Annotated in this window: 21 protein-coding genes; 14 read left to right on the top strand and 7 right to left on the bottom strand. The window is 74.3% G+C overall.

Annotation, left to right across the window (positions count from 1 at the left end; translation table 11 throughout):
• Position 1 precedes the first annotated feature (1 nt).
• Together AB8A24_RS30585 and AB8A24_RS30580 are read left to right on the top strand one after the other, a co-directional pair.
• Positions 2-1,399, top strand: coding sequence for a M20/M25/M40 family metallo-hydrolase (locus AB8A24_RS30585; RefSeq protein ID WP_369478121.1), 1,398 nt, complete (start codon positions 2-4; stop codon positions 1,397-1,399).
• Positions 1,400-1,412: 13 nt separating this feature from the next.
• On the top strand, positions 1,413-3,437 hold the full coding sequence (locus tag AB8A24_RS30580) for a prolyl oligopeptidase family serine peptidase (RefSeq protein WP_369478120.1): 2,025 nt from the start codon (positions 1,413-1,415) through the stop codon (positions 3,435-3,437).
• 157 nt (positions 3,438-3,594) lie between these two features.
• Here the strand turns inward: AB8A24_RS30580 and AB8A24_RS30575 are convergent, their stop codons facing one another.
• Together AB8A24_RS30575 and AB8A24_RS30570 are read right to left on the bottom strand one after the other, a co-directional pair.
• Positions 3,595-3,843: a hypothetical protein gene (locus AB8A24_RS30575; RefSeq protein ID WP_369478119.1), complete on the bottom strand. Its 249-nt coding sequence runs from the start codon at positions 3,841-3,843 to the stop codon at positions 3,595-3,597.
• Between the two features lie 59 nt (positions 3,844-3,902).
• Entirely contained in the window at positions 3,903-4,604 is a 702-nt protein-coding gene (locus AB8A24_RS30570) for a hypothetical protein (RefSeq protein ID WP_369478129.1), read from the bottom strand.
• A gap of 158 nt (positions 4,605-4,762) precedes the next feature.
• On the opposite strand from AB8A24_RS30570, the gene AB8A24_RS30565 reads away from it, so the two are divergent.
• The 3 genes from AB8A24_RS30565 to AB8A24_RS30555 all read left to right on the top strand — a co-directional run bounded on the left by AB8A24_RS30565 (position 4,763) and on the right by AB8A24_RS30555 (position 8,363).
• A complete protein-coding gene (locus AB8A24_RS30565) occupies positions 4,763-5,269 on the top strand; it encodes a hypothetical protein (RefSeq protein ID WP_369478118.1) in 507 nt (168 codons plus the stop codon).
• A gap of 158 nt (positions 5,270-5,427) precedes the next feature.
• Positions 5,428-6,327 (top strand): arginase family protein, encoded by a 900-nt coding sequence (locus AB8A24_RS30560; RefSeq protein ID WP_369478117.1) that lies wholly within the window; start codon positions 5,428-5,430, stop codon positions 6,325-6,327.
• Positions 6,328-6,392: 65 nt separating this feature from the next.
• Positions 6,393-8,363, top strand: coding sequence for a DUF5107 domain-containing protein (locus tag AB8A24_RS30555; RefSeq protein WP_369478116.1), 1,971 nt, complete (start codon positions 6,393-6,395; stop codon positions 8,361-8,363).
• Here AB8A24_RS30555 and AB8A24_RS30550 read toward each other — a convergent pair.
• Both AB8A24_RS30550 and AB8A24_RS30545 read right to left on the bottom strand, forming a co-directional pair.
• On the bottom strand, positions 8,353-8,856 hold the full coding sequence (locus AB8A24_RS30550) for a hypothetical protein (protein ID WP_328960920.1): 504 nt from the start codon (positions 8,854-8,856) through the stop codon (positions 8,353-8,355). The genes AB8A24_RS30555 and AB8A24_RS30550 overlap by 11 nt on opposite strands.
• A 90-nt stretch (positions 8,857-8,946) precedes the next feature.
• Positions 8,947-9,813: a methyltransferase domain-containing protein gene (locus AB8A24_RS30545; protein ID WP_369478115.1), complete on the bottom strand. Its 867-nt coding sequence runs from the start codon at positions 9,811-9,813 to the stop codon at positions 8,947-8,949.
• A gap of 200 nt (positions 9,814-10,013) precedes the next feature.
• Here AB8A24_RS30545 and AB8A24_RS30540 point away from each other — a divergent pair, with 200 nt between their 5' ends.
• Together AB8A24_RS30540 and AB8A24_RS30535 are read left to right on the top strand one after the other, a co-directional pair.
• Positions 10,014-10,586 (top strand): TIGR03086 family metal-binding protein, encoded by a 573-nt coding sequence (locus tag AB8A24_RS30540; RefSeq protein WP_328960918.1) that lies wholly within the window; start codon positions 10,014-10,016, stop codon positions 10,584-10,586.
• 218 nt (positions 10,587-10,804) lie between these two features.
• Positions 10,805-12,022 (top strand): aminotransferase class I/II-fold pyridoxal phosphate-dependent enzyme, encoded by a 1,218-nt coding sequence (locus AB8A24_RS30535; RefSeq protein WP_328960917.1) that lies wholly within the window; start codon positions 10,805-10,807, stop codon positions 12,020-12,022.
• A gap of 279 nt (positions 12,023-12,301) precedes the next feature.
• Here the strand turns inward: AB8A24_RS30535 and AB8A24_RS30530 are convergent, their stop codons facing one another.
• Positions 12,302-12,763 (bottom strand): MarR family winged helix-turn-helix transcriptional regulator, encoded by a 462-nt coding sequence (locus AB8A24_RS30530; RefSeq protein ID WP_328960915.1) that lies wholly within the window; start codon positions 12,761-12,763, stop codon positions 12,302-12,304.
• 327 nt (positions 12,764-13,090) lie between these two features.
• Between AB8A24_RS30530 and AB8A24_RS30525 the strand changes: the two genes are divergently transcribed.
• Entirely contained in the window at positions 13,091-13,840 is a 750-nt protein-coding gene (locus AB8A24_RS30525) for an SMP-30/gluconolactonase/LRE family protein (RefSeq protein ID WP_369478114.1), read from the top strand.
• A 28-nt stretch (positions 13,841-13,868) separates the two neighbouring features.
• On the opposite strand, the gene AB8A24_RS30520 is transcribed toward AB8A24_RS30525, so the two are convergent.
• The gene (locus tag AB8A24_RS30520) at positions 13,869-14,498 is read right to left on the bottom strand and encodes a VTT domain-containing protein (protein WP_328960912.1); all 630 of its coding nucleotides are present in this window, start codon (positions 14,496-14,498) and stop codon (positions 13,869-13,871) included.
• Positions 14,495-15,271, bottom strand: a complete 777-nt coding sequence (locus tag AB8A24_RS30515; protein ID WP_369478128.1) for an MBL fold metallo-hydrolase — start codon at positions 15,269-15,271, stop codon at positions 14,495-14,497. Before AB8A24_RS30515 ends, AB8A24_RS30520 begins: the two co-directional genes overlap by 4 nt.
• 198 nt (positions 15,272-15,469) lie before the next feature.
• On the opposite strand from AB8A24_RS30515, the gene AB8A24_RS30510 reads away from it, so the two are divergent.
• From AB8A24_RS30510 to AB8A24_RS30485, 6 genes are all read left to right on the top strand, one after another.
• Positions 15,470-15,874 (top strand): hypothetical protein, encoded by a 405-nt coding sequence (locus AB8A24_RS30510; protein ID WP_266481552.1) that lies wholly within the window; start codon positions 15,470-15,472, stop codon positions 15,872-15,874.
• A gap of 154 nt (positions 15,875-16,028) precedes the next feature.
• Positions 16,029-18,230 carry a phage holin family protein gene (locus AB8A24_RS30505; RefSeq protein ID WP_369478113.1) on the top strand — a complete coding sequence of 734 codons (2,202 nt, stop codon included), beginning with the start codon at positions 16,029-16,031 and terminating at the stop codon, positions 18,228-18,230.
• Between the two features lie 75 nt (positions 18,231-18,305).
• Complete coding sequence (locus AB8A24_RS30500; protein ID WP_328960910.1) at positions 18,306-19,709, top strand: amino acid permease; 1,404 nt, start codon at positions 18,306-18,308, stop codon at positions 19,707-19,709.
• Between the two features lie 41 nt (positions 19,710-19,750).
• Positions 19,751-20,191: an SRPBCC family protein gene (locus AB8A24_RS30495; protein ID WP_266481547.1), complete on the top strand. Its 441-nt coding sequence runs from the start codon at positions 19,751-19,753 to the stop codon at positions 20,189-20,191.
• A 101-nt stretch (positions 20,192-20,292) separates the two neighbouring features.
• Positions 20,293-21,354 (top strand): ATP-binding protein, encoded by a 1,062-nt coding sequence (locus tag AB8A24_RS30490; protein WP_266377400.1) that lies wholly within the window; start codon positions 20,293-20,295, stop codon positions 21,352-21,354.
• Positions 21,351-23,168, top strand: coding sequence for a hypothetical protein (locus AB8A24_RS30485; RefSeq protein ID WP_369478112.1), 1,818 nt, complete (start codon positions 21,351-21,353; stop codon positions 23,166-23,168). The genes AB8A24_RS30490 and AB8A24_RS30485 overlap by 4 nt, the downstream gene beginning before the upstream one ends.
• Positions 23,169-23,244: the final 76 nt, after the last annotated feature.

Below are 23,244 nucleotides of genomic sequence, written 5' to 3'. Positions count from 1 at the left end.
CATGTGCGCAATCAACGCCGAGGTCCCGGCCCCCGCCGCCCGCGTTGCCGGCGTCGTCGACACCGCGAACACCGCGGACGTGGTGGACGCGGTGGCTCTCGACGAGGCCGTCGAGTTCACCTCCGGCCTCATCAGGATCGACACCACCAACCGGGGCGGCGGCGACTGCCGCGAGCGCCCCGCCGCCGAGTACGTCGCCGAGCGCCTCGCCGCCGCCGGCCTGGAGCCGCTCCTGCTGGAGCGCACGCCCGGCCGTACCAACGTGGTCGCCCGGATCAAGGGCACCGACCCCTCCGCCGAGGCCCTCCTCGTCCACGGCCACCTCGACGTGGTCCCGGCCGAGGCCGCCGACTGGAGCGTGGACCCCTTCTCCGGCGAGGTACGCGACGGGGTGGTCTGGGGGCGGGGCGCCGTCGACATGAAGAACATGGACGCGATGGTCCTGGCGGTCGTACGGGCCTGGGCGCGCGCGGGAGTGAAACCGCGCCGGGACATCGTGATCGCCTACACCGCCGACGAGGAGGACAGCGCGGTCGACGGCGCCGGCTTCCTCGCCGACCACCACCCGCACCTCTTCGAAGGTTGCACCGAGGGCATCGGCGAGTCCGGGGCCTTCACCGTGCACGGCGGGCCCGGCGCCCGGGCCCTCTACCCGATCGCGGCCGGGGAACGGGGCACCGCCTGGCTGAAGCTGACCGCGCACGGCACCGCCGGTCACGGCTCGAAGCCCAACCGGGCCAACGCCGTCAGCCGGCTCGCCGCCGCCGTCGCGCGGATCGGTGAGTACGAATGGCCGGTCCGCCTCACGGACACCGTGACCGCCTGCATCACCGAACTCGCCGCCCTGCAAGGCCTGTCGGTGGACCCGCACCGGCCGGGCCTCGACGTAGACGCGCTCCTCGACGCACTCGGCCCGGCCGGCGCCCTGGTCCGCGCCACCGTGCGCAACAGCGCCAACCCGACGATGCTCAGCGCCGGTTACAAGCTCAACGTGATCCCCGAGCACGCCACCGGCTACGTCGACGGGCGGACCGTGCCCGGCGGTGAGGCCGAGTTCATCGCCACCCTCGACGCCCTCACCGGCCCCGACGTGCGGTGGGAGTTCCACCACCGGGAGGTCGCCCTGCAGGCCCCCGTGGACGGGCGGACGTACGGGATCCTGCGCGAGTCGGTCGAGCGGTTCGACCCGGACGGCCACGTCATCCCCTTCTGCATGGCGGGCGGCACCGACGCCAAGCAGTTCTCCCGCCTCGGCATCACCGGCTACGGCTTCTCCCCGCTGAGGCTGCCGCCCGGCTTCGACTACTGGGCGCTCTTCCACGGCGTCGACGAGCGGGTGCCCGTCGACGCCCTGCACTTCGGCGTCCGCGTCCTCGACCACGCGCTGCGGACCCTGTGAGCGGGGCCCGGTGATGGCGGCGACGACCCGGCCCTACGGCAGTTGGCCCTCACCCCTCGACGCGGGCCTCGCCGCCTCCCTCGACGGGCGGCCCGAGTACCTCGGCACGGTCGGCCCCGAGGTGTGGTGGACCGAACCCAGGCCCGAGGAGGCCGGCCGCCGCACCCTGGTGCGCCGCCGCCTCGCCGACGGCGGGCCCGAGATCACCGAACTGCCCGCCCCGTGGAACGTACGCAGCCGCGTCACCGAGTACGGCGGCCTGCCCTGGGCCGGCGCCGAACGGCCCGCCGGTGGACCCTTGTTGGTCTTCGTCCACTTCGCCGACCAGCGGCTGTACGCGTACGAGCCCGACGCGCCCGGCGGCCCCGAGCCGCGGCCCCTCACCCCGGTCTCCCGGACCGGCGGCGGCCTGCGCTGGGCCGACCCGGTGCTGCGCGGGGGCGAGGTGTGGTGCGTGCTGGAGGAGTTCACCGGGCCCGGCCCGACCGATGTGCGCCGCGTGCTGGCCGCCGTACCGCTGGACGGCTCGGCGGCCGGGAACCGCGGCGCGGTGCGGGAGCTGACGCACGACCGGTACCGGTTCACCACCGGGCCCCGGCTCTCCCCGGACGGCCGGCGGGCCGCCTGGCTGGTGTGGGACCACCCGCGGATGCCGTGGGACGGTACGGAGCTGCGGGTCGCGGAGGTCACCGGAGGCGGGGAGCTCGCGGACGCCCGGACCGTGCTGGGCGGCCCCGACGAGGCCGTCGCCCAGGTCGAGTGGACGGCCGAGGGCAACCTCCTCGCGGTCAGCGACCGCGGCGGCTGGTGGAACCCGTACAGCGTGGATCCGCGGACCGGCTGGGCGATCAACCTCTGCCCGCGGGAGGAGGAGTTCGGCGGAGCGCTGTGGAAGCCGGGGCTGCGCTGGCTCGCACCGCTCCCCGGGGACACCCCGCACACCGCGGGCTCGGGGGCCGGGCTCGTCGCCGTCCTGCACGGACAGGGCTCCTCCGTGCTCGGCATCCTCGACCCGGAGAGCGGCGACCTCGTGGACGCCGCCGGGCCGTGGACCGCCTGGCAGCCGACCCTCGCCGTGCACGGCACCCGGGTCTACGGGGTCGCCGCCAGCCCGCGCAGCGCGTACGAGGTGGTCGAGCTGGACACCGCCACCGGGCACGCCCGGGCGGTCGGCGCGCAGCGTCCGGACCCGGTGGACCCCGCCTACTATCCGGAGCCGCAGAGCCGCACCTTCCTCGGCCCCGACAACCGCCAGATCCACGCGTACGTCTACCCGCCGCACCACCCGGCCTGCCGGGCCGCCGCCGACGAACTGCCCCCGTACGTGGTGTGGGCGCACGGCGGACCCACCGACCACGTGCCGCCCGTACTCGACCTGCAGATCGCCTACTTCACCTCGCGCGGCATCGGCGTGGTCGAGGTGAACTACGGCGGTTCCACCGGCTACGGCCGCGCCTACCGGGAGCGGCTGCGTGAGCAGTGGGGCGTGGTGGACGTGGAGGACTGCGCGGCGGTGGCTCGCGCGCTGGCCGCCGAGGGCACCGCCGACCCGGCCCGGCTCGCCATCCGCGGTGGCAGCGCGGGCGGTTGGACCGCCGCGGCCTCGCTCGCCGCCACCGACCTGTACGCGTGCGCCGCGATCATCTATCCGGTGCTGGACCTGCTGGGCTTCGCCGAGGAGACGCACGACCTGGAATCCCGTTACGTCGAGAGCCTGGCCGGACCGCCGCAGACCCTGGCCGTACTCAGCCGCGAGCGTTCCCCGGTGGCCCGCGCCGACGGGATCACGGCGCCGTTCGTCCTCCTCCAGGGACTGGAGGACCCGATCTGCCCGCCGGCCCAGGCGGAACGGCTGCTCGACGCCCTGCGGGGGCGCCCGGAACCGGTGCCGCACGCGTACGTGACCTTCGAGGGCGAGGGCCACGGTTTCCGCCGGGCGGACACCATGGTTCGCGCGCTGGAGGCCGAACTCTCCCTGTACGCGCAGGTCTTCGGCATCGAACGCACCGACGTTCCACGGCTGGAGCTGGACGGCTAGTGCTGTGGCCGGAGAGGTTTGCCGGGTCGCGGTGTCCGGTGCGGTGCATCGCAAGGCGGAGGGCCGCGCGCCGTACCGGACGTACTTCCGTGGTCCGACAACGCGGCGAGGTGCCGTACCGGGCGCCGTGACCCGGTGGACCTTTCCGGTCACAGCACTAGCGGGCGCGCGGGCTCCGGGCGACGGAGCCGAGCAGCAGGGCGCCGGGGGCGATGCCCGCGACGGCCGCGATGACGGCGAGGGAGGCCCTGCAGGCGGCCAGGACCAGACCGGCGGCGCCGCAGGCGGCCATCGCGGTCGCCGGCAGCCGGAGCGCCGGCATGCGCCAGACGACCGCGAGACCGAAGAAGTGCAGGCCGACGACCAGAGAGATCCAGGCCACCGTGGCCTGCGGGACGTGCAGCACGAGGTTGACGACGAGGACGCCGGCCGGCGCGGCGACGCTTCAGTCGCACTCGAAGTTGATCACCGAGCCAAAAGCCAGACCCGCAGCGGTCCGATCGCCGTGAACCCGGCCCGGACCGCCGCCTCCAGGTCCTCCCCGTGCTCGTAGCCGACCACGTCCAGCTCCGGCCAGCGGTCGGAGACCGCACCGAGGACACCCGCCCAGGCGGCGCCGAACAGGTTGGACACGCCGACGACGCCACCGCCGGTGCTCGCCACGGCCCCGGCGACGATCCGCCCCTCGGCGCGCCCGGCCAGGAAGACGATCCCGTCGCGCAGCAGAGCCGGCCGGAACAGTCGGTCGCCCCCGTGGTCGTCGAAGGCGGCCTCCCAGGCCGCCAGTTCCTCGGCGTCCGCGACCTCGGACCACGCCGGCCCGGCCGCCTCCGCCTCGGGGAGCGGCGCCCCGGCGGGCCGATGGATCCACTGCGCCTCGAACAGGACCTCGAAGCCGTCCCCGGCGAGGTCCAGGTCGGCGAAGCTGTCCTTCACGGAGCAGCCGGGGGAGGCGATGTCGACACCCTGGACCACGCTCCCCGCCGACACGGCCGGCTCCAGGGTCACGGCATCGGGATACATCGGCGGAGTCCGCCGCGTGCTGAACCACAGCCGCTCGCCGTCGTAGCCGGGCGTCAACCCGTGCGCCCGACAGACCCCGTCGCACCACGCTGCGTTGTTCACCGCGGCCTGGCGGAGCACCGTCGTCTTCGTCGTCTCGTCCATGATCACGCGGCGATGGTGCCACCGTCCGGCGGCGGTGTCGATCGGAATGTGTAGGGTCCGTCACGGAACGCCGACGGCGAGGACTGCTCGACAGGAGTGAGCCGGGAGTCACCGCCGCGATCAGGAAGGGCCCTCGCCGCGCCCGGTGAGGGATGGTCATGAAACGCAACGACAAGATGAGCAGGCTGCTGGCGGAGTTCCCCTTCGGGGAACTCACGGCCGACGACGTTCCGCCCATGTTCCGCGAGGTGGCGGCCGAGGGCTGGTCGTACACGCCCAACGGCGCCCGGGTGTTGAGCGGCCTCGTGCCCGAGTTCACCCGTTCGTACGGCGATGTGCTCCAGGAGGAGACGTCGATCAACGGACGCGGCATGACCGACCACGACCTTCCGGCGGCGGAGTCCGAACGGACCGGCCCCCTCCTCAGGCGATGCCTGGCCTATGCGTTCGCCTGTCTCGTCGAGGCGGAACGGAGGTTCGGGGACCGGGACGTGCGGGCGTACCTCATCCTTTCCCTCGGTGGGGCGAACGACGACCTCCTGACGGCCACCGTCACCTTCTGCACGCACGATCCGAATGCCGCGCCCTACATGCGCGACATCGAGAACGTCCAGGACGCGGCTGTCGCAGAACTCACCTCGAGCGATCGAGGTTCGTGGCGCTGACGCTCGTCGCACGGCCGCGCCGGCATCAGGTCGATGCCCCGTCCGCGCTGATCCGCGACCCGGTGGAGGGCCACGGGAACCGGTGACGCGGCGGGTCGCGTGCGGCTGCGCCGGGGAAATGCCGGGCTCCGAGGGGGCCTGTCGCACAGGATGAGGGCATGCGAACCCTCGTGCTCCTCGACGCCCCCTCCAACCTCGGGCTGCGACCGCCCGCGCCCGGCACCGTACCCGGTGTCTACAAGCTCGCCGGGGCCTTGCGCGAGCAAGGCCTGCTCGCCCGGCTCGGTGCCATCGAGGGCGGGGTGGTGGTGCCGCCGCGCTACGACCGCGGGGACTGGCGGGAGGGCGACGGCGTGTTCCATGCCGAGGCCCTCGCCGCGTACACCGTCACCCTCGCCGACCGGATCGAACAGCACCTGCGCGCCGGGGAGTTCCCCGTCGTGCTCGGCGGTGACTGCTCCATCCAGCTCGGCGCGGCCCTCGCCATGCGCCGCCTCGGGCGCTACGGGCTGGCCGCGATCGACGGCTCCGCCGACTTCCGCCACCCCGGCAACGAGGCCGTGAACGGGCCCGTCGGCGCCGCCGGCGGCGAGGAGCTGGCCCTCTCCACCGGCCGCGGCCAGGCGGACCTCGCCGACCTGGAGGGGCGCGGCCCCTACCTGCGCGACGAGGACGTACGGCTGTTCGGGCTGCGCGACGGCGACCCGGACCTCGCCGAGCTGCACGCGGCCCGGATCCCGGTGGCCACCGTCGGGGACATCCGCCGACGCGGCGCCGGACCGGTGGCCCGGGCGGCGCTGGACGGGCTGCACCCGCCGGAGACCGCCGGGTTCTGGGTGCACCTGGACGCCGACGTGCTGGACCCGAGCGTCATGCCGGCCGTGGACAGCCCCGACCCCGGAGGTCTGCTCCCCGACGAACTCGCCGAACTGCTCGCCGTCCTGGTGGGCTCGCCGCGCTGCGCCGGGCTCAACGTCACGATCTACGACCCGGACCTGGACCCGGACGGACGTGCGGGCGCCCTCCTCGCCGACCTGGTCGCGGGCGCCTTTGCGTAATCCTGACCGGTGGTGATCCGCGGAACCCCTGTGCACCGGCCGCCGTGGCGTGTTCCATTTCCTTCATGGCCACCACCGTCCGACGCGCCGCACTGACCCTCCCCGCCGCCCCGTTGGGCGCGGACAACCCGCTGCCCGCCCTGCGCGCGCCCGACGAGGCGCACGCGCTGGACGAGCGTGCGCGCGAAGGGATGCCGCGCGACATGGCACGGCAGATCGGCTACGAGCCACTGCGTTCACTGCTGCCCGTACGGATCCGCGACGGGTACGGACGGCAGCGCGCGGAGCGGGAGTTCGAGTCGATCGTCATCGAGAACGACCACCTCCGGGTGACGGTGCTCCCGGGCCTGGGCGGGCGCGTCCACTCGCTCGTGCACCTGCCGACCGGGCGGGAACTCCTCTACCGCAACCCGGTGTTCCAGCCCGCCAACTTCGCGCTCAACGGCGCCTGGTTCTCCGGCGGCATCGAGTGGAACACCGGCGCGACCGGGCACACCACCCTGTCCTGCGCCCCGGTGCACGCCGCGCTCGTCCCGGCCCCGGACGGGGGTGTGATGGTCCGGCTGTGGGAGTGGGAGCGGCTGCGTGACCTGCCCTTCCAGGTGGACCTGTGGCTGCCGCGGGACTCGGAGTTCCTCTACGTCGGCGTCCGCGTCCGCAACCCGCACGAACGGCCCGCCCCCGTGTACTGGTGGTCCAACATCGCCGTCCCGGAGGACGCGGGCACCCGCGTGCTCGCCCCCGCCGACGAGGCCTGGCACTTCGGCTACGAGCGCGCCCTGCGCCGCGTCCCCGTACCGGAGTGGGAGGGTACGGACCGCACGTACCCGCTGCGCGGCGAGTATCCGGCCGACTTCTTCTACGAGGTCCCGGACGGCGCCCGGCCCTGGATCGCCTCCCTGGACGCGGCCGGGCACGGTCTCGTGCAGACCTCCACCGCGCGGCTGCGCGGGCGCAAGCTGTTCGTATGGGGCGCGGGCGGTGGCGGCCGGCGCTGGCAGGAGTGGCTGACCGAGCCGGGCACCGGCGGCTACGCGGAGATCCAGGCGGGGCTGGCCCGGACCCAGCTGGAGCACGTACGGCTGGAGGGCGGGGCGGAATTCAGCTGGCTGGAGGCGTACGGGCCGCTGTCGGCGGAGCCGACGCAGGTGCACGGCGCGGACTGGGCGGCGGCCCGCGGCGCGGCCGAGAGCGCGCTGGAGGTCGTACTGCCACGGGAGCGGGTGGAGGCGGCGTACGAGGCGTGGCGCGGCAGCGCCGACACCGAGCCGGGGGAGCGGCTGGCCCGGGGCTCGGGCTGGGGCGCGCTGGAGTTGCTGTGCGGGCGCTTCGAACTGCCCGGCACCCCCTTCGGGGAGGACCTGCTCGAGGAGGAGCAGGAGCCGTGGCTCCAGCTCTGGCGCACGGGCGCCCTGCCGGCCCCGCGCCGGGTGGTCCCGCCGGGGCCGAGCCTGGTCGCCGCGCATTGGCGGGACATGTTGGAGACGGCCCCGGCGGATCCGCTGACGGAGTACCACCTGGGCGTGGCCCAGTGGCATGCCGGGGACGTGGCCCAGGCGGTACGCAGCTGGGAGCGCGGGCTGGCGCTGGCCCCCTCGCGGTGGCCGCTGCTGCGGTGCATGGCGATGGCGGACGCCCTGGCGGGCGACGCGGCGCGGGCGGCCGACGGGTTCGCGGCGGCCTTCGAGGACCTGGCCGTGGAGAGCCGTGGCGGCGAGCCGTGGTCCGCCGCGGAGTCGGCGCTCGGCCAGGAGGCGATGGCCGCCCTCCTCGCGGCGGGCCGGCTGCCCGAGGCCCGGGCCGTCTGGGACCGGCTGCGGCCCGTTCTGCGTGAGCAGGGCCGCTTCCGGCTCCTCGCGGCCCGGCTGCTCGCGGCCGAGGGCCATGTGCGGGCGGCCCGTCGGGTCTTCGAGGACGGGTTCGAACTCCCGGACCTGCGGGAGGGTGAGGAGACCCTCGCCGACGTCTGGTCCTCCCTCACCGACTGCCCGCTGCCCGCGCGCTACGACTTCCGGATGCGGCCGCCTACTTCTTGATCTTGTCGATGCAGAGCACGAACTTCTTGCCCGAAGAGCGCCGGCCGCCGCTGGTCTGCTCCTGGTAGCCGATGTCGGAGACGTTCTCGCACTTGGCGGTGTCCAGCGTGTCCTGGTGCACCTGGACCACCTTGTACTCGGCGGTGGCGCCGCCGCACTCGACCACCTGCAGGTCGGGCGAGATCTGGGTCCCGTTGTTCTTCAGGCAGTCGCCGGCCTTGGCGTGGTCGGCGTCGTCCTGGCTCAGGAAGTAGCCCACACCGACGGCGATGAGGACGGCCACGACGCCGATGATCTTGAGGATCTTCAGGACGCCCATGCCCCCGCGCCGGGTCGGCGGCGCCGGCGGCGCGGCCCACTGCTGGGGCTGCTGTCCCTGCGGCGACTGCTGGCCGTAAGGGCCGGGCCGGCCGGGCTGGCCGTAGGGGTTGGGCTGGCCGGGCTGGCCGGGCTGGCCGTACGGGTTGGTGCCTGGCTGCGGCGGATGGGTCATGGGTGTGTCCCCCGATGTGCGTGACGTGTTCATTGACGTGCGCACGCTATATCAAGCCACCGACACTCCCACATTCCAGTTCCTACCGCGTCAGGCTCGGCACAGGATCTCGGCGTTCAGGACCGAGAACCACGCGTCGGGGTCCGCGCCCCAGGCGTGCCAGGCCTCGGCGACCGCCGCCAGTTCCGCAGCCGTCGCGTGGCCGCCGCCGGTGGCATTGGCCGCGTAGGCGGAGGCCTGCGTACGGTCCGCCCACAGCGCCGACCACCAGGCGATCTCCTCCGGGGTGGCGAAGCACCAGGCGCTCGCCGAGGAGGTCACGTCCGCGAAACCGGCCTGCCGGGCCCAGGCCCGCAGGTGACGGCCCGCGTCAGGTTCGCCGCCGTTGGCGCGTGCCACCCGCCGGTACAGGCCCAGCCAGTCGTCCAGGCCCGGCGCGGCCGGGTACCAGGTCATCGCCGCGTAGTCGGCGTCGCGCGCGGCCACGATCCCGCCCGGCCGGCACACCCGCCGCATCTCGCGCAGCGCCCGTACCGGATCGCCGACGTGCTGCAGCACCTGGTGGGCGTGGACCACGTCGAAGGAGTCGTCCGGGAAGTCCAGCGCGTGGACGTCCGCGGCGGCGAAGGACACGACGTCGCCCAGGCCGCGCTCGGCGGCGTGCGCGCGGGCCTGTTCCAGGACGTCCTCGGCGGCGTCGACGGCGGTGACGTGGCCGTCCGGGGCGACCAGTTCCGCCAGGTCCGCGGTGATCGTGCCCGGGCCGCAGCCGACGTCCAGCACCCGCATCCCCGGGCGCAGCTCGCCGATCAGGTACGCGGCGGAGTTCTCGGCGGTGCGCCAGCGGTGCGAGCGCAGCACCGACTCGTGGTGGCCGTGCGTGTAGACGGCGGTCTCCTTGACGGCGGTCTCTTCGGTGACGGTTTCCTCGGCGGCGGTTCCCCTGGCGTCGGTCATGACCGGCCCCCTCCTCGTTTCCTCGTCGAAGCGTTGGTCCCACCGTAGACGATCAGTTCGCCATCTGAGATAGCTGTTTTGACATGTGGGCAGATGCCTTGTGTGTCAAGGGGATCGGGTGGGGCGGTGGCAGGGCGATGGTGGTGCGAGGAGAGTGGCTGCAGGGGGACACATCCCCATGGCAGAGGGCGGTGAGGGGCATGACGGACGCGCTGCTCGAACGGCACGCCGAGGCGCTGAGGCTGTTCGGCGAGCGGGTGCGTGACGTCCGCGGCGACCAGTGGGGAGAGCCGACCCCGTGCACGGAATGGAACGTGCGGGAGCTCGTCAACCACGTCACCGCGGAGCAGCTCTGGATCCCGCCGTTGGTCGCCGAGGGGCGGACCGTCGAGGAGCTGGAGGGCAGGTTCTCCGGGGACGTGCTGGGCGACGACCCGGTCGCGGCCTGGGACCGGGCCTCGGCCGCCGCGCACGCCGCCTTCGCCGCGTCCGGCGCGATGGACCGGACCGTGCGGCTGTCGTACGGTCCCGCGCTCGGGTCGGCGTACTGCTCGGAGCTGACCGCCGACTGTGTCGTGCACACCTGGGACCTCGCCCGGGGCATCGGCGCCGCGGACCGACTGCCCGACAGCCTCGTCGAGTTCTCGATCAAGGAGATCATGCCGTACGCCGACGGGCTCGCGGCCAGTGGCGCGTACGCCGAGCCGGTGGAGGTCCCGGCGGGCGCGGACGCGCAGACCAGGCTCCTCGCGATGGTCGGGCGCAAGGGCTGACGCGCCGCCGGGCGGGCATCCCGCGTCCCGCGATCCGCGTCCCGCGTCCCGCGATCCGCGTCCCGCGTCCCGCGATCCGCGTCCCGCACAACAGGCGTACCGCCTCAAATAATCGTATAAAGGTCAGGTCTGGCGGGGTGTCGTGCGGCAGCGCGGGGCTTCGCGGGGCCCGGCGGGCCTGGCAGGGCGAGCGCGGAAGGCGGGAAGCGGTGGCGGGGATGCAGCGCACGGCGGCGGAGGGCCGCGGCCCGGTCCGGTACGGCCCACCCGCCCCCCAGCCCGGCCTGCCCGTGCTCCCCGAGCTGGTCTCCGTCCTCGCCGCGGCCGCGGGACGCGCCGCCCCCGAACCGCTGGGCGGCGGCGAGGCCGTACGGGAGGCCGCCTGTCGACACTGGGGGCGACGCGGGCTCCCCACCGCCCCCGAGAACGTCGCCGCGGGACCCGGAGCCCCCGCGCTGCTCCTGGCCCTGCTCGGGGCGTACGGGGGAGACGTGATGCTGCCCCGGCCCTGTCCCGCCTGGTGGACCCCGCAGGTCCGGCTGCTGGGCCGGCGGGCCTACCACGTGCCGACCCCGGCCGAGTGCGGCGGCGTACCCGACCCCTACGCCCTGCTGGAGACGGTACGGCGGGTGCGCGCCGAAGGCGGTGACCCGCGCGTGCTCCTGCTGTCGGTCGCCGACGACCCCACCGCGACCGTGCCGCCGCCCGAGATGGTGCGCGAGGCCTGCGAGGCCGCCGAATCCGCCGGACTGTTCGTCGTCAGCGACGAGAGCTGGCGCGACACCGTCCACCGGCCCCACGACACCCTGGTCCTGAGCCCCGCCGAGATGCTCCCCGATCAGGCGGCCGTCCTCGTCGACCTGTCCGGGGCGATGCTGCCGGCCGGCTGGCCCGCCGCCGTCGCCCGCTTCCCCGACACCCCGCGCGGGACCTGGCTGCGCGCCCGTACCCTCGACGTGCTCACCGCCACCGGAGCGATGGTCGCCGGACCCGTCGCGGGGGCCGCCGCGCACGCCCTCGACGAACCCGACGCCGTCGCCGGGCGCGCGTACGCCGCCGCCGCCCTGCACGGCGTGGTGGCCGCCGAGGCGCACCGGCGGCTGCTCGCGGCCGGGGCCCTGGCCCGGCCCCCGCAGGCCGGTCGGCACCTGTACGCCGACCTCACCCCGCTGCGCGCCGGCCTCGCCCGGCACGGAGTGGGCGACGCGATGGAACTGGAGGACTGGCTCGGCGGCCGGCTCGGCGTGCCCACGCCCGGCGGGCAGCGGTTCGCCGACGAACTGGGCGCGCTGCGCGTGCGGTTGTCCACCGGGCCGCTGCTGGGCGCCACCCCGCAGGAGCGGTTGGCGGCGCTCACCGCACGCGATCCGCTCGCGCTCGCGCACGTACGCGACTCCCTGGAACTCCTCGGATCAGTCCTGGCCGGGCTGGCCTGACCACCCGACCCCGGTGAACGGAGACTTCGCGATGAGGGACCGGACGGACGCCGCCGCACCCGCCCCTGACCCCTCCGCCTCCACGGAGCCGGTCATGGAACCCGTGCACCGCCCCCTGGCCGCCTGGGCCCGGGCCGGCCTGCCCCGCGAGGACCTGGGACCTGCCGATCGGCGCCTCCCGCACACCGGCCCCGGAACCGGCCGGGTCCGGGGCCGGGGCCGGGGACGGGGCAGAGGCGAAGGCGGAGGCGGGGGCGTGACGCGGCTCCGTCGGACGGCTCAGTGGTGCCAGGCCCGGCCGCCCACGTTGTGGACGAACCGCTGGAGCACCTTGAGGGTGATCAGGTACTCCTCGTCGGAGATCCCCGCGTGGCGCTCGTCCCACAGGTCCCCCTGCAGGGTCGCGGCCTTGTCGTAGAACTCCCGCCCCTCAGGGGTCAGCTCCAGGCGCCCTGCGCTGTCCTGGGTGATCCAGCCCCGGACGACGACGGTGTCCAACTCCTCGGACAGCGCCTCCTCGCCCACCGCGAGGTAGCCCCGCAGGGTCTCGGTCAGCTCGTCCCGGGTCCTGATCTCATCGCCCGCCAGGGCGACCCGGGCCAGGATCCACCACTGCGGCTGGGTGGTACCGAGCTCGGCGAGGGCGCCGCGGGTGCGGTTGACGACCGCGTCGTAGGCGGCCCAGCTCCAGTAGCCGATGGGCTGGCGGATCAGTTCGGCGTCGTCGTGCGAGTACTCCATGGCGGATCGACTCCCCGTTGGCGGTGCGTTGCGGTGTGGTGCGGTGCGCTGTGGTGTGGTGCGCTGGGCAAGACCCTATGAACTCAACCGCACTTGAGGTCCAGGCTGCCGTCGGCGGGCACCGGAAACAGCCAGGATCTGCCCGAAATACCCTCATGCGGTGCGCCTTGCCGGCAAAATCGGGCCGTGGGGCTGGATACCGCCGAAAGTCCTGCCCGACGGGGGCCGCGCAGAGACGGGGTAGCCGGCGATATTCGCATCCGGCCGATCGGATCGAGACGAATTGCGGCGGTCCTCGCGCAGGTATTCACTGGACGCAACCGGGTGGTGTCCCTGCCCGCGGACGGCGGTGACCAGAGCACCGTCCCCTTCGACGGCCTGGTGCGGCCGACCGGCATGGCCTGGGACGCCGCGGGCCGCCTCTACGTCTCCGACAACGGCAACAACCGGGTCCTCGTGCTGCCCCCGAACGGCGGGGAGCAGGCCGTCGTGCCCACCGCCGACCTGTCGCGCCCGCTGGGGCTCGCCGTCGACCCGGCCGGGAACCTCTACATCGCCGACAGCTTCAACGACCGGATCGTGAAGGTGCCGGCCGGCGGCGGGACCCGGACGACCGTCCCCACCACCGGGCTGTTGCATCCCTGGGGGCTGGCGTGGGCGCCCGGCGGGGAGCTGTACGTCTCCGACTTCGTCAACGACCGCGTCGTCAAGGTGGCCGTGGACGGGAGCGGCCAGACCACCGTGCCCACCACCGGTCTCTCCCAGCCGACCGGACTGGCCCTGAACGCCGCCGGTGACCTCTACGTCGCCGACAGCGGCAACAACCGCGTGGTGAAGCTGGCCGCGGGCGGCGGTGCGCAGAGCACCGTGCCCGTCACCGGCCTCAACTCCCCGTTGGGTCTCGCGCTCGACGGTTCCGGCGACCTCTACGTGGCCGACGGCTTCAACAACCGGGTGGTACGGGTCCGTGAGACGGGCGGCGGACAGGTCACGCTCGCCTTCACCGGCCTCGACACGCCGACGGGCCTCTCCTTCCCGCCGGCCGCCGCGCGACCGGGACACGGCGGGGGCCGGTAGCGGCCGGTGGGCGTCGGCCGGGGCCGGTTCACGGCTTCGGCCACAGCCGGCGCCACAGCGGGGGCCCCGCGCTGATCGCGAGGGCCAGGCCGACCGCCATGGCCACGCCCTTCCACGGCTCCGCGAAGAGCGTGCCGCCCAGGATGCCGATCAGGCCGTACGTCGCCGCCCAGGCCAGGCAGGCCGGGGCGTCGCCGCGGGCGAAGCGGCGCAGCGGCATCTGCGCCAGGAGACAGGCCAGCATCACGGGGATCCGGCCCGCCGGGACCAGTCGCGACAGGACCAGGACCAGTACCCCGTGCTCGTCGAGCCGCGTCCGCGCCTGCTCCAGCCGCTCCGGTGTGGCCCGGCCGCGCAGCGCCTCCAGCCAGCGCGAGCCGCCCCGTGAGCGCACCCCGCGCTGCCCGAGCCAGTACAGCGTCATGTCCCCGGTGAACGCCGCCACCGCCGACACGGCGAACACCAGCAGCACCCCGTAGGGCGGCGACTGGTGGTGGAAGGCCACCACCGCCGCCGAACTCACCAGTGCGCCCGTCGGGATGACGGGGACCAGCGCACCCAGCGCCACCAGCAGGAACAGCGCCGGGTACCCGACCGCCTGCTGGGTGCTCTCCGGTGGTACCTGCCCGGCGGCCGCCGCGAGCTCGCGCCATGTCACGGCAGCCGCACCCGCTCGCCGTGCGCCGGCACCCGGACGGTCACCTTGGGCGCCAGTCGCCGCGCGAGCCGCTCGAACTCCTCGCCCGGCGCGTGGAATTCATGCGGCCGTACCGCGTCCATCCCGACGGGCCAGTACGTCCCGTAGTGCACCGGAACCGCCGCCGCTGGCGCCAGTCGGGCCAGCGCCTGCGCCGCCCGCCCCGCGTCCAGGTGCCCCGGGCCGAGGTAGGGCCCCCAGCCGCCCACCGGCAGCAGGGCCACGTCCACCGGCCCGACCTCCTCGGCCATCGTGTCGAACAGCCCGGTGTCCCCGGCGAAGTAGGTCCGCGCCGCGCCCTGCACCACGTACCCGAGCGCCGGGCACAGGCGCGGCCCGAACGGCAGCCGCCGCCCGTCGTGCCGTGCGCCGACCGCCCGGACCCGTAGGCCGTCCCGTACGGGGACCTCCTCGCCCGGCACCAGCTCCGTCACGGCCAGCCCGCGCAGCCCGGCGACGCGCGCCAGCCCCGGCACGGCCCGGCGCGCCCCGCGCGGCACCAGCAGCCGGGTGCCGGGCGCGAGCCGGGCCAGCGACGGCAGATGCAGGTGGTCGGCGTGCAGATGGGAGACCAGTACCACGTCGGCGGCCGCCGCCTCGGGCGGAGGGACCGGCCCGCGCCGCCGCCGCAGGTGCGCGAGCCGCCGGGCGAACAGCGGGTCCGTGAGCAGCCGGACCCCGGAGTCCTCGACGGTGCACGTGGCATGACCCCACCAGGTGATCTCCACCGGCACCCGGCCCTCCCTCCCTCGCGCGTCGTTCACGAGCCTAGTGCTGTGACCGGAAAGGTTCACCGGGTCACGGCACCAGGGGGTCTCTTGCCGGTCAGGGCCGACAAGACACATCCTGGAGTCTGCCCCGCGCGGCCGCTCGGAATCGGATCTCGGCCGCCCCCTCCTCTACGCGGGAGTATCGGAGTAGGGTCCGGCGGCATGGAAGAGTTGCGCGTGGCCGCGATCACCAGCCTGGCCCCGCTCGAAGACCTCGACGCCGACCCGTTCGCCGTGGACACCCGCGGTCAGCACGCCATGTGCGCGCGCTGGGCCGCCGACCGGGGCTACGTCGTGACGAAGCAGTTGCTGGTCTACGGGCTGCGCGCCGACCACTGCGGGCTCTGGTCCGACGTCGACACCGGGCAGGTCGACCTCTTCGTCGCCGCCAACGACCGGGTGCTGGCCCGCGCGCTGCGCTCCGTCGAGGAGTTCACCGCCGAGTGCGAGCGGCGCGGCGTACGGCTGGAGACGGCCGGGGGCGAGGAGCCCCGTTACACGTCGGCGATGAAGGCCGAGGTGCACCGCAGGCTGTCCATGCCGACCGCCGGCTACGACGGCACCTGACGCCTGACGCCTGAGCCTGGCACCCTGACGCCGGACATCCGACGCGCCCCGACCCGCCCGCTCCGCACCCCTGTGCGCCTTCCCCTTCGCCCGACCGGGCGCGCCGGGCTGTGCGAGCCTGGAAGGCGGGAGCGGGCTCGCGGGAGGTGGCGGCGTGGGGCGAGGACGGTGGCGGACCGCGGGCAGTGCCCTGGTGCGGGTGCTCCTGGTGTGGGCCGTGTCCACCCTTACGATGCTCGCCCTGGCCGGGATCCTGCCGGACTTCCGGCTGCAGTCCGACGACGGCGACAGCATCACGCAGATCGGGCTGACCGCCGCCTGGGCCGCCGGGGCCTTCGGTCTGCTGAGCGCGCTGGTCTGGCCGGTGCTCGTCCGGGCCCTGCTGCTGGTGCCCGCGCTGGTGCTCGGGCTGCTCGTCTTCTTCCTCAACGGTTCGCTCCTGCTGATAGCGCTCAGCCTGATCCCGGACGGCCGGAGCGAGGTGGCCCCCGAGACCGCGGTGGTCGTCGCCGCCGTGATGTCCGCGGTGGCGTCGGCGACCTCCACCGCACTCGCCGTGCGCGACGACGAGGCCTACCGGCGGCGGCTCTACCGGCTCGCCGACCGGCGCCGCCGCAGGCAGGGCCGGGCGGGCCCGGCCCGGGGCGGGCAGGCCCCGCCGGGCCTGCTCATGCTCCAGCTGGACGGGGTGGGGTACGAGGCGTTGCGCCGCGCGTGCGCCGACGGGTTGATGCCCACCGTGGCCGGCCTGCTGGACGGCAGCCACCGCGCCCGCTCCTGGCGTACGGACTGGTCGAGCCAGACCGGTGCCAGCCAGCTCGGGATCCTGCACGGCTCCAACTTCGATGTGCCGGCCTTCCGCTGGTACGAGAAGGACACCGGCGAGGTGATGGTCTGCAACCGGCCGACCAGCGCCGCCGAGCTCCAGCGGAGGGCCATCGGGCGCACCGGGGACGGCGGACTGCTCACCCTGGACGGGGCGAGCCGGGGCAACCTGTTCAGCGGCGGCGCCGACCAACTGGCGCTGGTGTTGTCGGTCTCGGCCCGGCGGGGCCGGGCCAACCGGTCCCGTGCGGGCTACTTCGCGTACTTCTCCGATCCGGCCAACGCCGTCCGTACGGCCGGGTCCTTCGTGACCGAGGTGGTCCGGGAGGTGGTCCAGTCGCTGCGGGCGCGGATCCGCGGGGACCGGCCGCGGGTGTCGCGCGGCGGGCTGTACCCACTGATCCGGGCCTTCGCGACCGTCGTCGAACGGGACGTGGTCGTCGCGGCAGTGATCGGCGACATGCTCGCCGGGCGCTCCGCGGTCTACGCCGACCTGGTGGCCTACGACGAGGTCGCGCATCACTCGGGACCGCGCGGCCGGGACACCGACCGGGTGCTGCAGCGCCTGGACCGCAGCCTCGCGCTGATCGTCCGGGTCGCCGAGCACGCGCCGCGCCGGTACCGGATCGTGCTGCTCTCCGATCACGGCCAGAGCCCGGGGGAGACCTTCCTCGGACGGTACGGGCTGACCCTCAAGGACCTCGTCCGCGCGGGCTGCGGACTGCCGGTCTCGCGCCGGGCCGGCCGGACCCGCAGTGGGGCCGAGGCCCGGGCGGCCGTACTCGCGGCGCTCCACCGGCCGGTGGAGGAGGGCGAGGAGGCGCATCCGGGGCCGGGCTCCGATCCGGTGGTCCTGGCCTCGGGCAACCTCGCCCTGATCTCCTTCCCGGACATCCCCGGCCGAGCCTCGCGGGCCCGCGTCGAGCGCGCGCACCCCGCCCTGCTCGCCACCCTGGCGAACCATCCGGGCGTGGGATTCCTGCTGGTGGACGGGGTGGTGCTGGGCCGGGACGGAAGGGCGGCCCGGCTGGACGTCCCGGGGGAGGCGGAGGAACTGCTGGCCCCCTTCGGCCCGGGCGCGGCGCAGGCCGTCCGTCGGACCGACACCTTCCCGCACGTGGCGGACGTGATGGTGAACTCGGCGTACGACCCGCTGACGGGCACGGTGCACGCCTTCGAGGAGCAGATCGGCTCGCACGGCGGGCTGGGCGGGGAGCAGGGGCACCCGTTCCTGATGTGGCCCACGGAACTGTCGGCCCCCGGGGAGGAACTGACCGGGGCGGAGGCGGTGCACGCCGTGCTGCGGCGCTGGCTTCGGGAGGCGGACGGGCCGCAGGTACCGGTGGCCGCGCCCGCGGGCGAGGCGGTGGGCGGGCCGGTCACCGCGCCGGCGGTCGAGGCGGTCGCCGCGCCCGCGGTCCAGGCGGTCGAGGAGCCCGTGGGGCCGCCGGTGGAGGAAACCCCGCCCGGGGACGGAAACAACGGAAGCCTTCCTTCCGCAGGGGTGCCCGCGCGGGACGAAATCCGCTGATTTTGTGCCGCATTCGCGGTGGTCAACCATGTGTTGACCTGACCAGCATGTGAGACATCCAGAGGCGCACCACCGATGACCAGCACCGCAACCCTGCCCGCCGAGGCCGCCGCATCCCCCGAGCGCGGCCGCGACCCCCACGCACGCCGCTTCGGCCTCCCCGTCGCGACCTGCCTGGTCATGGGCAACATCATCGGCGGCGGCATCTTCCTCCTACCCGCCTCGGTCGCCCCCTTCGGCACCATCAGCCTCGTCGCCTTCGCCGTTCTCACCGCCGGGGCCATCGCCCTCGCCCTGGTCTTCGGCCGGCTCGCCGAACGCCACCCGCAGACCGGCGGCCCCTACATCTACGCCCGCGCCGCCTTCGGCGACTTCGCCGGCTTCCTCGCCGCATGGAGCTACTGGATCACCGCCTGGGTCTCGAACGCGGCCCTGGCCGTGGCCGCCGTCGGCTACCTCACGGTGCTGTTCCCCGCCGCGGGCGAGCACAAGTGGTCCATGTGCCTGGCCGCCCTCGCCGTCCAGTGGCTCCCGGCCCTCTCCAACCTGGCGGGCACCCGCTACGTCGGCGCGGTCCAAGTCGTCGCCACCGTACTGAAGTTCGCCCCGCTGCTCCTGGTCGCCGTCGGCGGGCTGTTCTTCTTCGACCCCGCCAACCTCGGCCCCTTCCGGGCCACCGACCAGAGCGCGGCCGGCGCCGTCTCCGCCTCCGCGGCGATCCTGCTCTTCAGCTACCTGGGCGTCGAGTCCGCCACCGTCAGCGCCGGCGAGGTCCGCGACCCGGCCCGCAACGTCGGCCGGGCCACCGTCCTCGGCACGGTCGGCGCCGCCACCGTGTACCTGCTCGGTACCGTCGCCGTCTTCGGCCTGGTCGCCCACGACCGGCTGGTCTCCTCCACCGCCCCCTTCACCGACGCCGTCAACGCCATGTTTTCCGCAGACGGAGGGGCCGGCGGCACCTGGGGCGGCACCGTGGTCGCCTGCGCCGCCGTGATCTCGATGCTCGGCGCCCTCAACGGCTGGACCCTGCTCAGCGCGCAGACCCCGTACGCCGCCGCCAAGGACGGGCTCTTCCCCAAGGCCTTCGAGACGAAGAAGCGCGGCGTCCCCGTCGTCGGCGTGATCGTCACCGTGGCCCTCGCCTCCGCCCTCACCGTCTACAACTACACGGCCGGAAGCCAGGGCGTCTTCGAGAGCCTCGTCCTGATCACCACCTTCACGGCGACCGTGCCCTACCTGCTGGCCACCGCCGCGCAGATCTACTTCCTGCTCTCCGGGCAGCGCGAGCGGGTCCACGCCGGCCGGCTGGCCCGCGACGGCGTCCTCGCCGCCCTCTCCTTCGGCTTCTCGATGTGGCTGGTCGCGGGCTCCGGCTACGCGGCCGTCTACCAGGGCGTGCTCTTCCTCTTCGCGGGCGTCCTCGTCCACGCCGCCATGTCCGCCAGGAAGCACCGCGCCGCCGCGTCCCCCGCGGAGTAGCGTGGAGGAAGGGGCCGGCCAGGGGGCGCCAAGGAACCGACATGTCCGCGATGAGGAAGAGCATCGACATCGACCGCAGGCCCGAGGACGTCTACGCGTACCTGACGGACCCCACGCACCTGCCGGAGTGGCAGGACAGCGCCGTATCCGCCGTCCCGATCGGCGATCTCCCCGTGCACGTCGGTTCGAGGATCCTCGTCACCCGGCAGATCGGCCGCCGGCGGGTCCCCACGACCATGGAGTTCGTGGAGCTCGACCCGCCGCGGAGTTGGCACGTGCACGGCGTCGACGGGCCGGTACGACCCGATGTGCGCGGCACCGTCGAACCCCTCGACGGCGGCACCCGCTCCCGCCTCACCCTGGACGTCGACTTCGAGGGCCACGGCGTGGGCCGGGCCCTCGTCCCCCTCGTGGTCAGGCCCATGGTCCGCAAGGAGATGCCCCGGGGCGAGGAGAAGCTCAAGCACCTCCTCGAAACCTGAGCCCTCGCGGCCGGGCGCGAAAACCGGATGCCCCGGGCTGTGCGGTGCGGCGACACTGGCCGCACCACACACCCGCCACACCCCCGAGGACATCCACGCCCGTGCAGGCTGCCGTCACCGTCACCCCCGCCCAGATCCCCGAACTGCTGCTCGGCCTCGCCACCGTCCGGCCCGTGTTCCTCTGGGGGGCTCCCGGTATCGGAAAGTCCTCGCTCGTCAGGAAGTTCGCCGACTCGCTCGGGCTGGAGTGCGTCAGCCTGCTCGGCACCCAGCTCGCCCCCGAGGACCTGATCGGCGTCCCGCAGATCCGCGACGGCCGGTCCGTCTTCTGCCCGCCCGAGGCCATCGCCCGTGACGAGCCGTACTGCCTCTTCCTCGACGAGCTCAACGCCGCGAGCCCGGACGTCCAGAAGGCCTTCTACTCGCTGATCCTCGACCGCCGGATCGGCTCCTACGAGCTCCCGGCCGGCTCCATCGTCATCGGCGCGGGCAACCGGGCCACCGACAACGCGCTGGCCCGGCCGATCGCCTCCGCCCTGGTCAACCGCCTCACCCACGTCCACCTCCAGGCGTCCGCGCAGGACTGGCTGGTCTGGGCGGGCGAGCACGGCATCCACCCCTGGATCACCGACCACCTCACCGACCGCCCCGACCACCTCTGGTCGCAGCCGCCCAAGACCGAGGAGCCCTTCTCCACCCCGCGCTCCTGGCACATGCTCTCCGACGCCCTGCACTCCTTCGGGCCGGACCTGGACGAGCAGACCCTCAAGGTGATCGCGCACGGCACCCTCACCCCCGCGCACGCCGTCTCCTTCTGCGGCTACGCCAAGATCGTGCGGCACAGCTACGGCATCGAGGCGATCATGAAGGGTGACGCCTCCTGGCCCACCCGCCCCGCCGACCGCGACCTGCTCTACTACCTCGCCGAGGCCTTCCGGGGCCGCCTGGTCAAGGAGCTGCCCGCGCGGCGCGAGCACGTCTCGCCCGCCCTGCGCCAGACCGCCTACCGGGCCAAGGCGCTGCTGGTCCAGCTCGCCGAGATCTCCGTGGAGGTGGCGCAGACCGTCATCGCCGACGACGCCGACGGCCTGCCCGTGCTGCCCTCCTGGTTCCTCGTGGAGGCGGCCCGGGACATGCCGCGGCTGGTGGAGGCCCGCCGGTGAGCGCCTCGCGCCCCCGGCCGAAGAAGAACGCCCAGCCCGACCCCGCCGCCCAGGCCTTCGCCGAAGGACTCGCCCTGGTCAAGCGGAACCCGGCCCTCGCCGCCGTCGGCGGGAGCGTGTGCGAGCAGCCCACGTGCCCCGGGACCCCCGCCGCCGGCCTGGTCGCCGTGGACTCCAACGGCATCCTCCACGTCCGATCCGGAGTGCGCGCCGAGCCCCGGACCTGGGCCTGGGCCCTCGCCCACGCCCTGCTCCACCTCGGCTTCGGCCACGTCCCGGCCGCGGCCGACCGGGACCGCGTGCAGCCCGACCGCTTCGACCTCGCCGCCCGCTGCGCCGTCGTCAACCGCTTCCTGCTGACCCAGCCGTCCGTCCGGCCCCCGGACGACCTTCCGGCCGAGTACCCCGGCGGTGAGGAGGAACTGCTCGCGGCCCGCTGGCGCCGGGACGGCATCCCCGCCGTGTACGCCTCCTGCGGCACCGCCGGGGAGCAGCCCGACCAGCTCCTGGTCACCTGGCACGCGTGGAACTCCACCCCGGTCCCCGACTGGGAGACCGCCTTCGCGTACGCCCTGACCCGCAGCGTCTCCGCCGCCATGGAGGTGGCCGGCGGGCGCCGGGACCGGGTCACGGGGGAACGCGTGGCGCAGCGCCCGTGGGACCGTGCCCTGAACTGGTTCGTCTCCTCGTACCCGCTCCTCGGCGGCCTCGCCAGCGGCTTGAAGATCGTCGCCGACGCCGAGACGGCCCGCGCCCAGGGCATCGACATCGCCGCGGTCAGCGCCACCGCCGGGGAGATCTACGTCAACCCGCTGCGCACCTTCGAGGACGAGGAATGGCGGTTCATCCTGGCCCACGAGATGCTGCACGCCGCCCTGCGCCACGGCGAACGCCGCGGCGCCCGGGACCCGTACCTGCACAACGTGGCCGCCGACTACGTGGTCAACGGCTGGCTCGTCGAGATGGGCGTCGGCGCGATGCCGTCCGGGCTGCTGTACGACCCGGAGCTGAAGGACCTCTCCGTCGAGGAGGTCTACGACCGGATCACCACCGACCTGCGCCGGATGCGCCGCCTCGCCACCCTGCGCGGGAAGGGCCGCGGGGACATCCTGGGCGAGCCGCTGCCCCACCCGGGCAGCGCACCGTACACCGACCTGGACGAGTTCTACCGGCGCGGCCTGGTCCAGGGCTTCGACCTGCACACGTACGGGGAGCGCGGCCTGCTGCCCGCCGGGCTGATCCAGGAGATCCGGGCCCTGGCCCACCCGCCCGTGCCCTGGGACGCCCGGCTCGCCCGCTGGTTCGACGAGTACGTGCCGCGCCCCGAGGCGGTACGGAGCTTCGCGCGCCCGGCGCGCCGCCAGGCGTCCACCCCGGACATCCCGCGGGCGGGCCGGTACTTCCCGCCCGAGGAGATCGCCCGCTGCACCTTCGGCGTGGTGCTCGACACCTCGGGATCGATGAACGCCGCCCTGCTCGGCAAGGCACTGGGCGCGATCGCCTCGTACGCGCAGGCCCGCGACGTGCCGGCGGCGCGCGTCGTCTTCTGCGACGCGGCTCCCTACGACGCGGGCTATCTGCCCCCGAGCGAGATCGCAGGCCGGGTACGGGTCCGCGGGCGCGGCGGCACCGAGCTGCAGCCGGGCATCGACCTGCTGCAGCGGGCGGAGGACTTCCCGCCCGGGGCGCCGGTCCTGGTGATCACGGACGGCTGGTGCGACACCCTGCGGATCCGGCGCGAGCACGCCTACCTGATCCCGCAGGGCGCCTCCCTGCCGTTCACCCCGAAGGGTCCCGTCTTCCGCCTGACCTGACCGGCGGCCGTCTGTGCGCCGTCGGTCTCGTGCCCACCGTCGCTGCGCGACGCAGAACGCCCCCGACCCGCGGATT

Source organism: Streptomyces sp. BF23-19 (assembly GCF_041106355.1).
GTDB classification, from domain to species: Bacteria; Actinomycetota; Actinomycetes; order Streptomycetales; family Streptomycetaceae; genus Streptomyces; species Streptomyces virginiae_A.
This window is presented reverse-complemented; position numbering and strand designations above follow the sequence as displayed.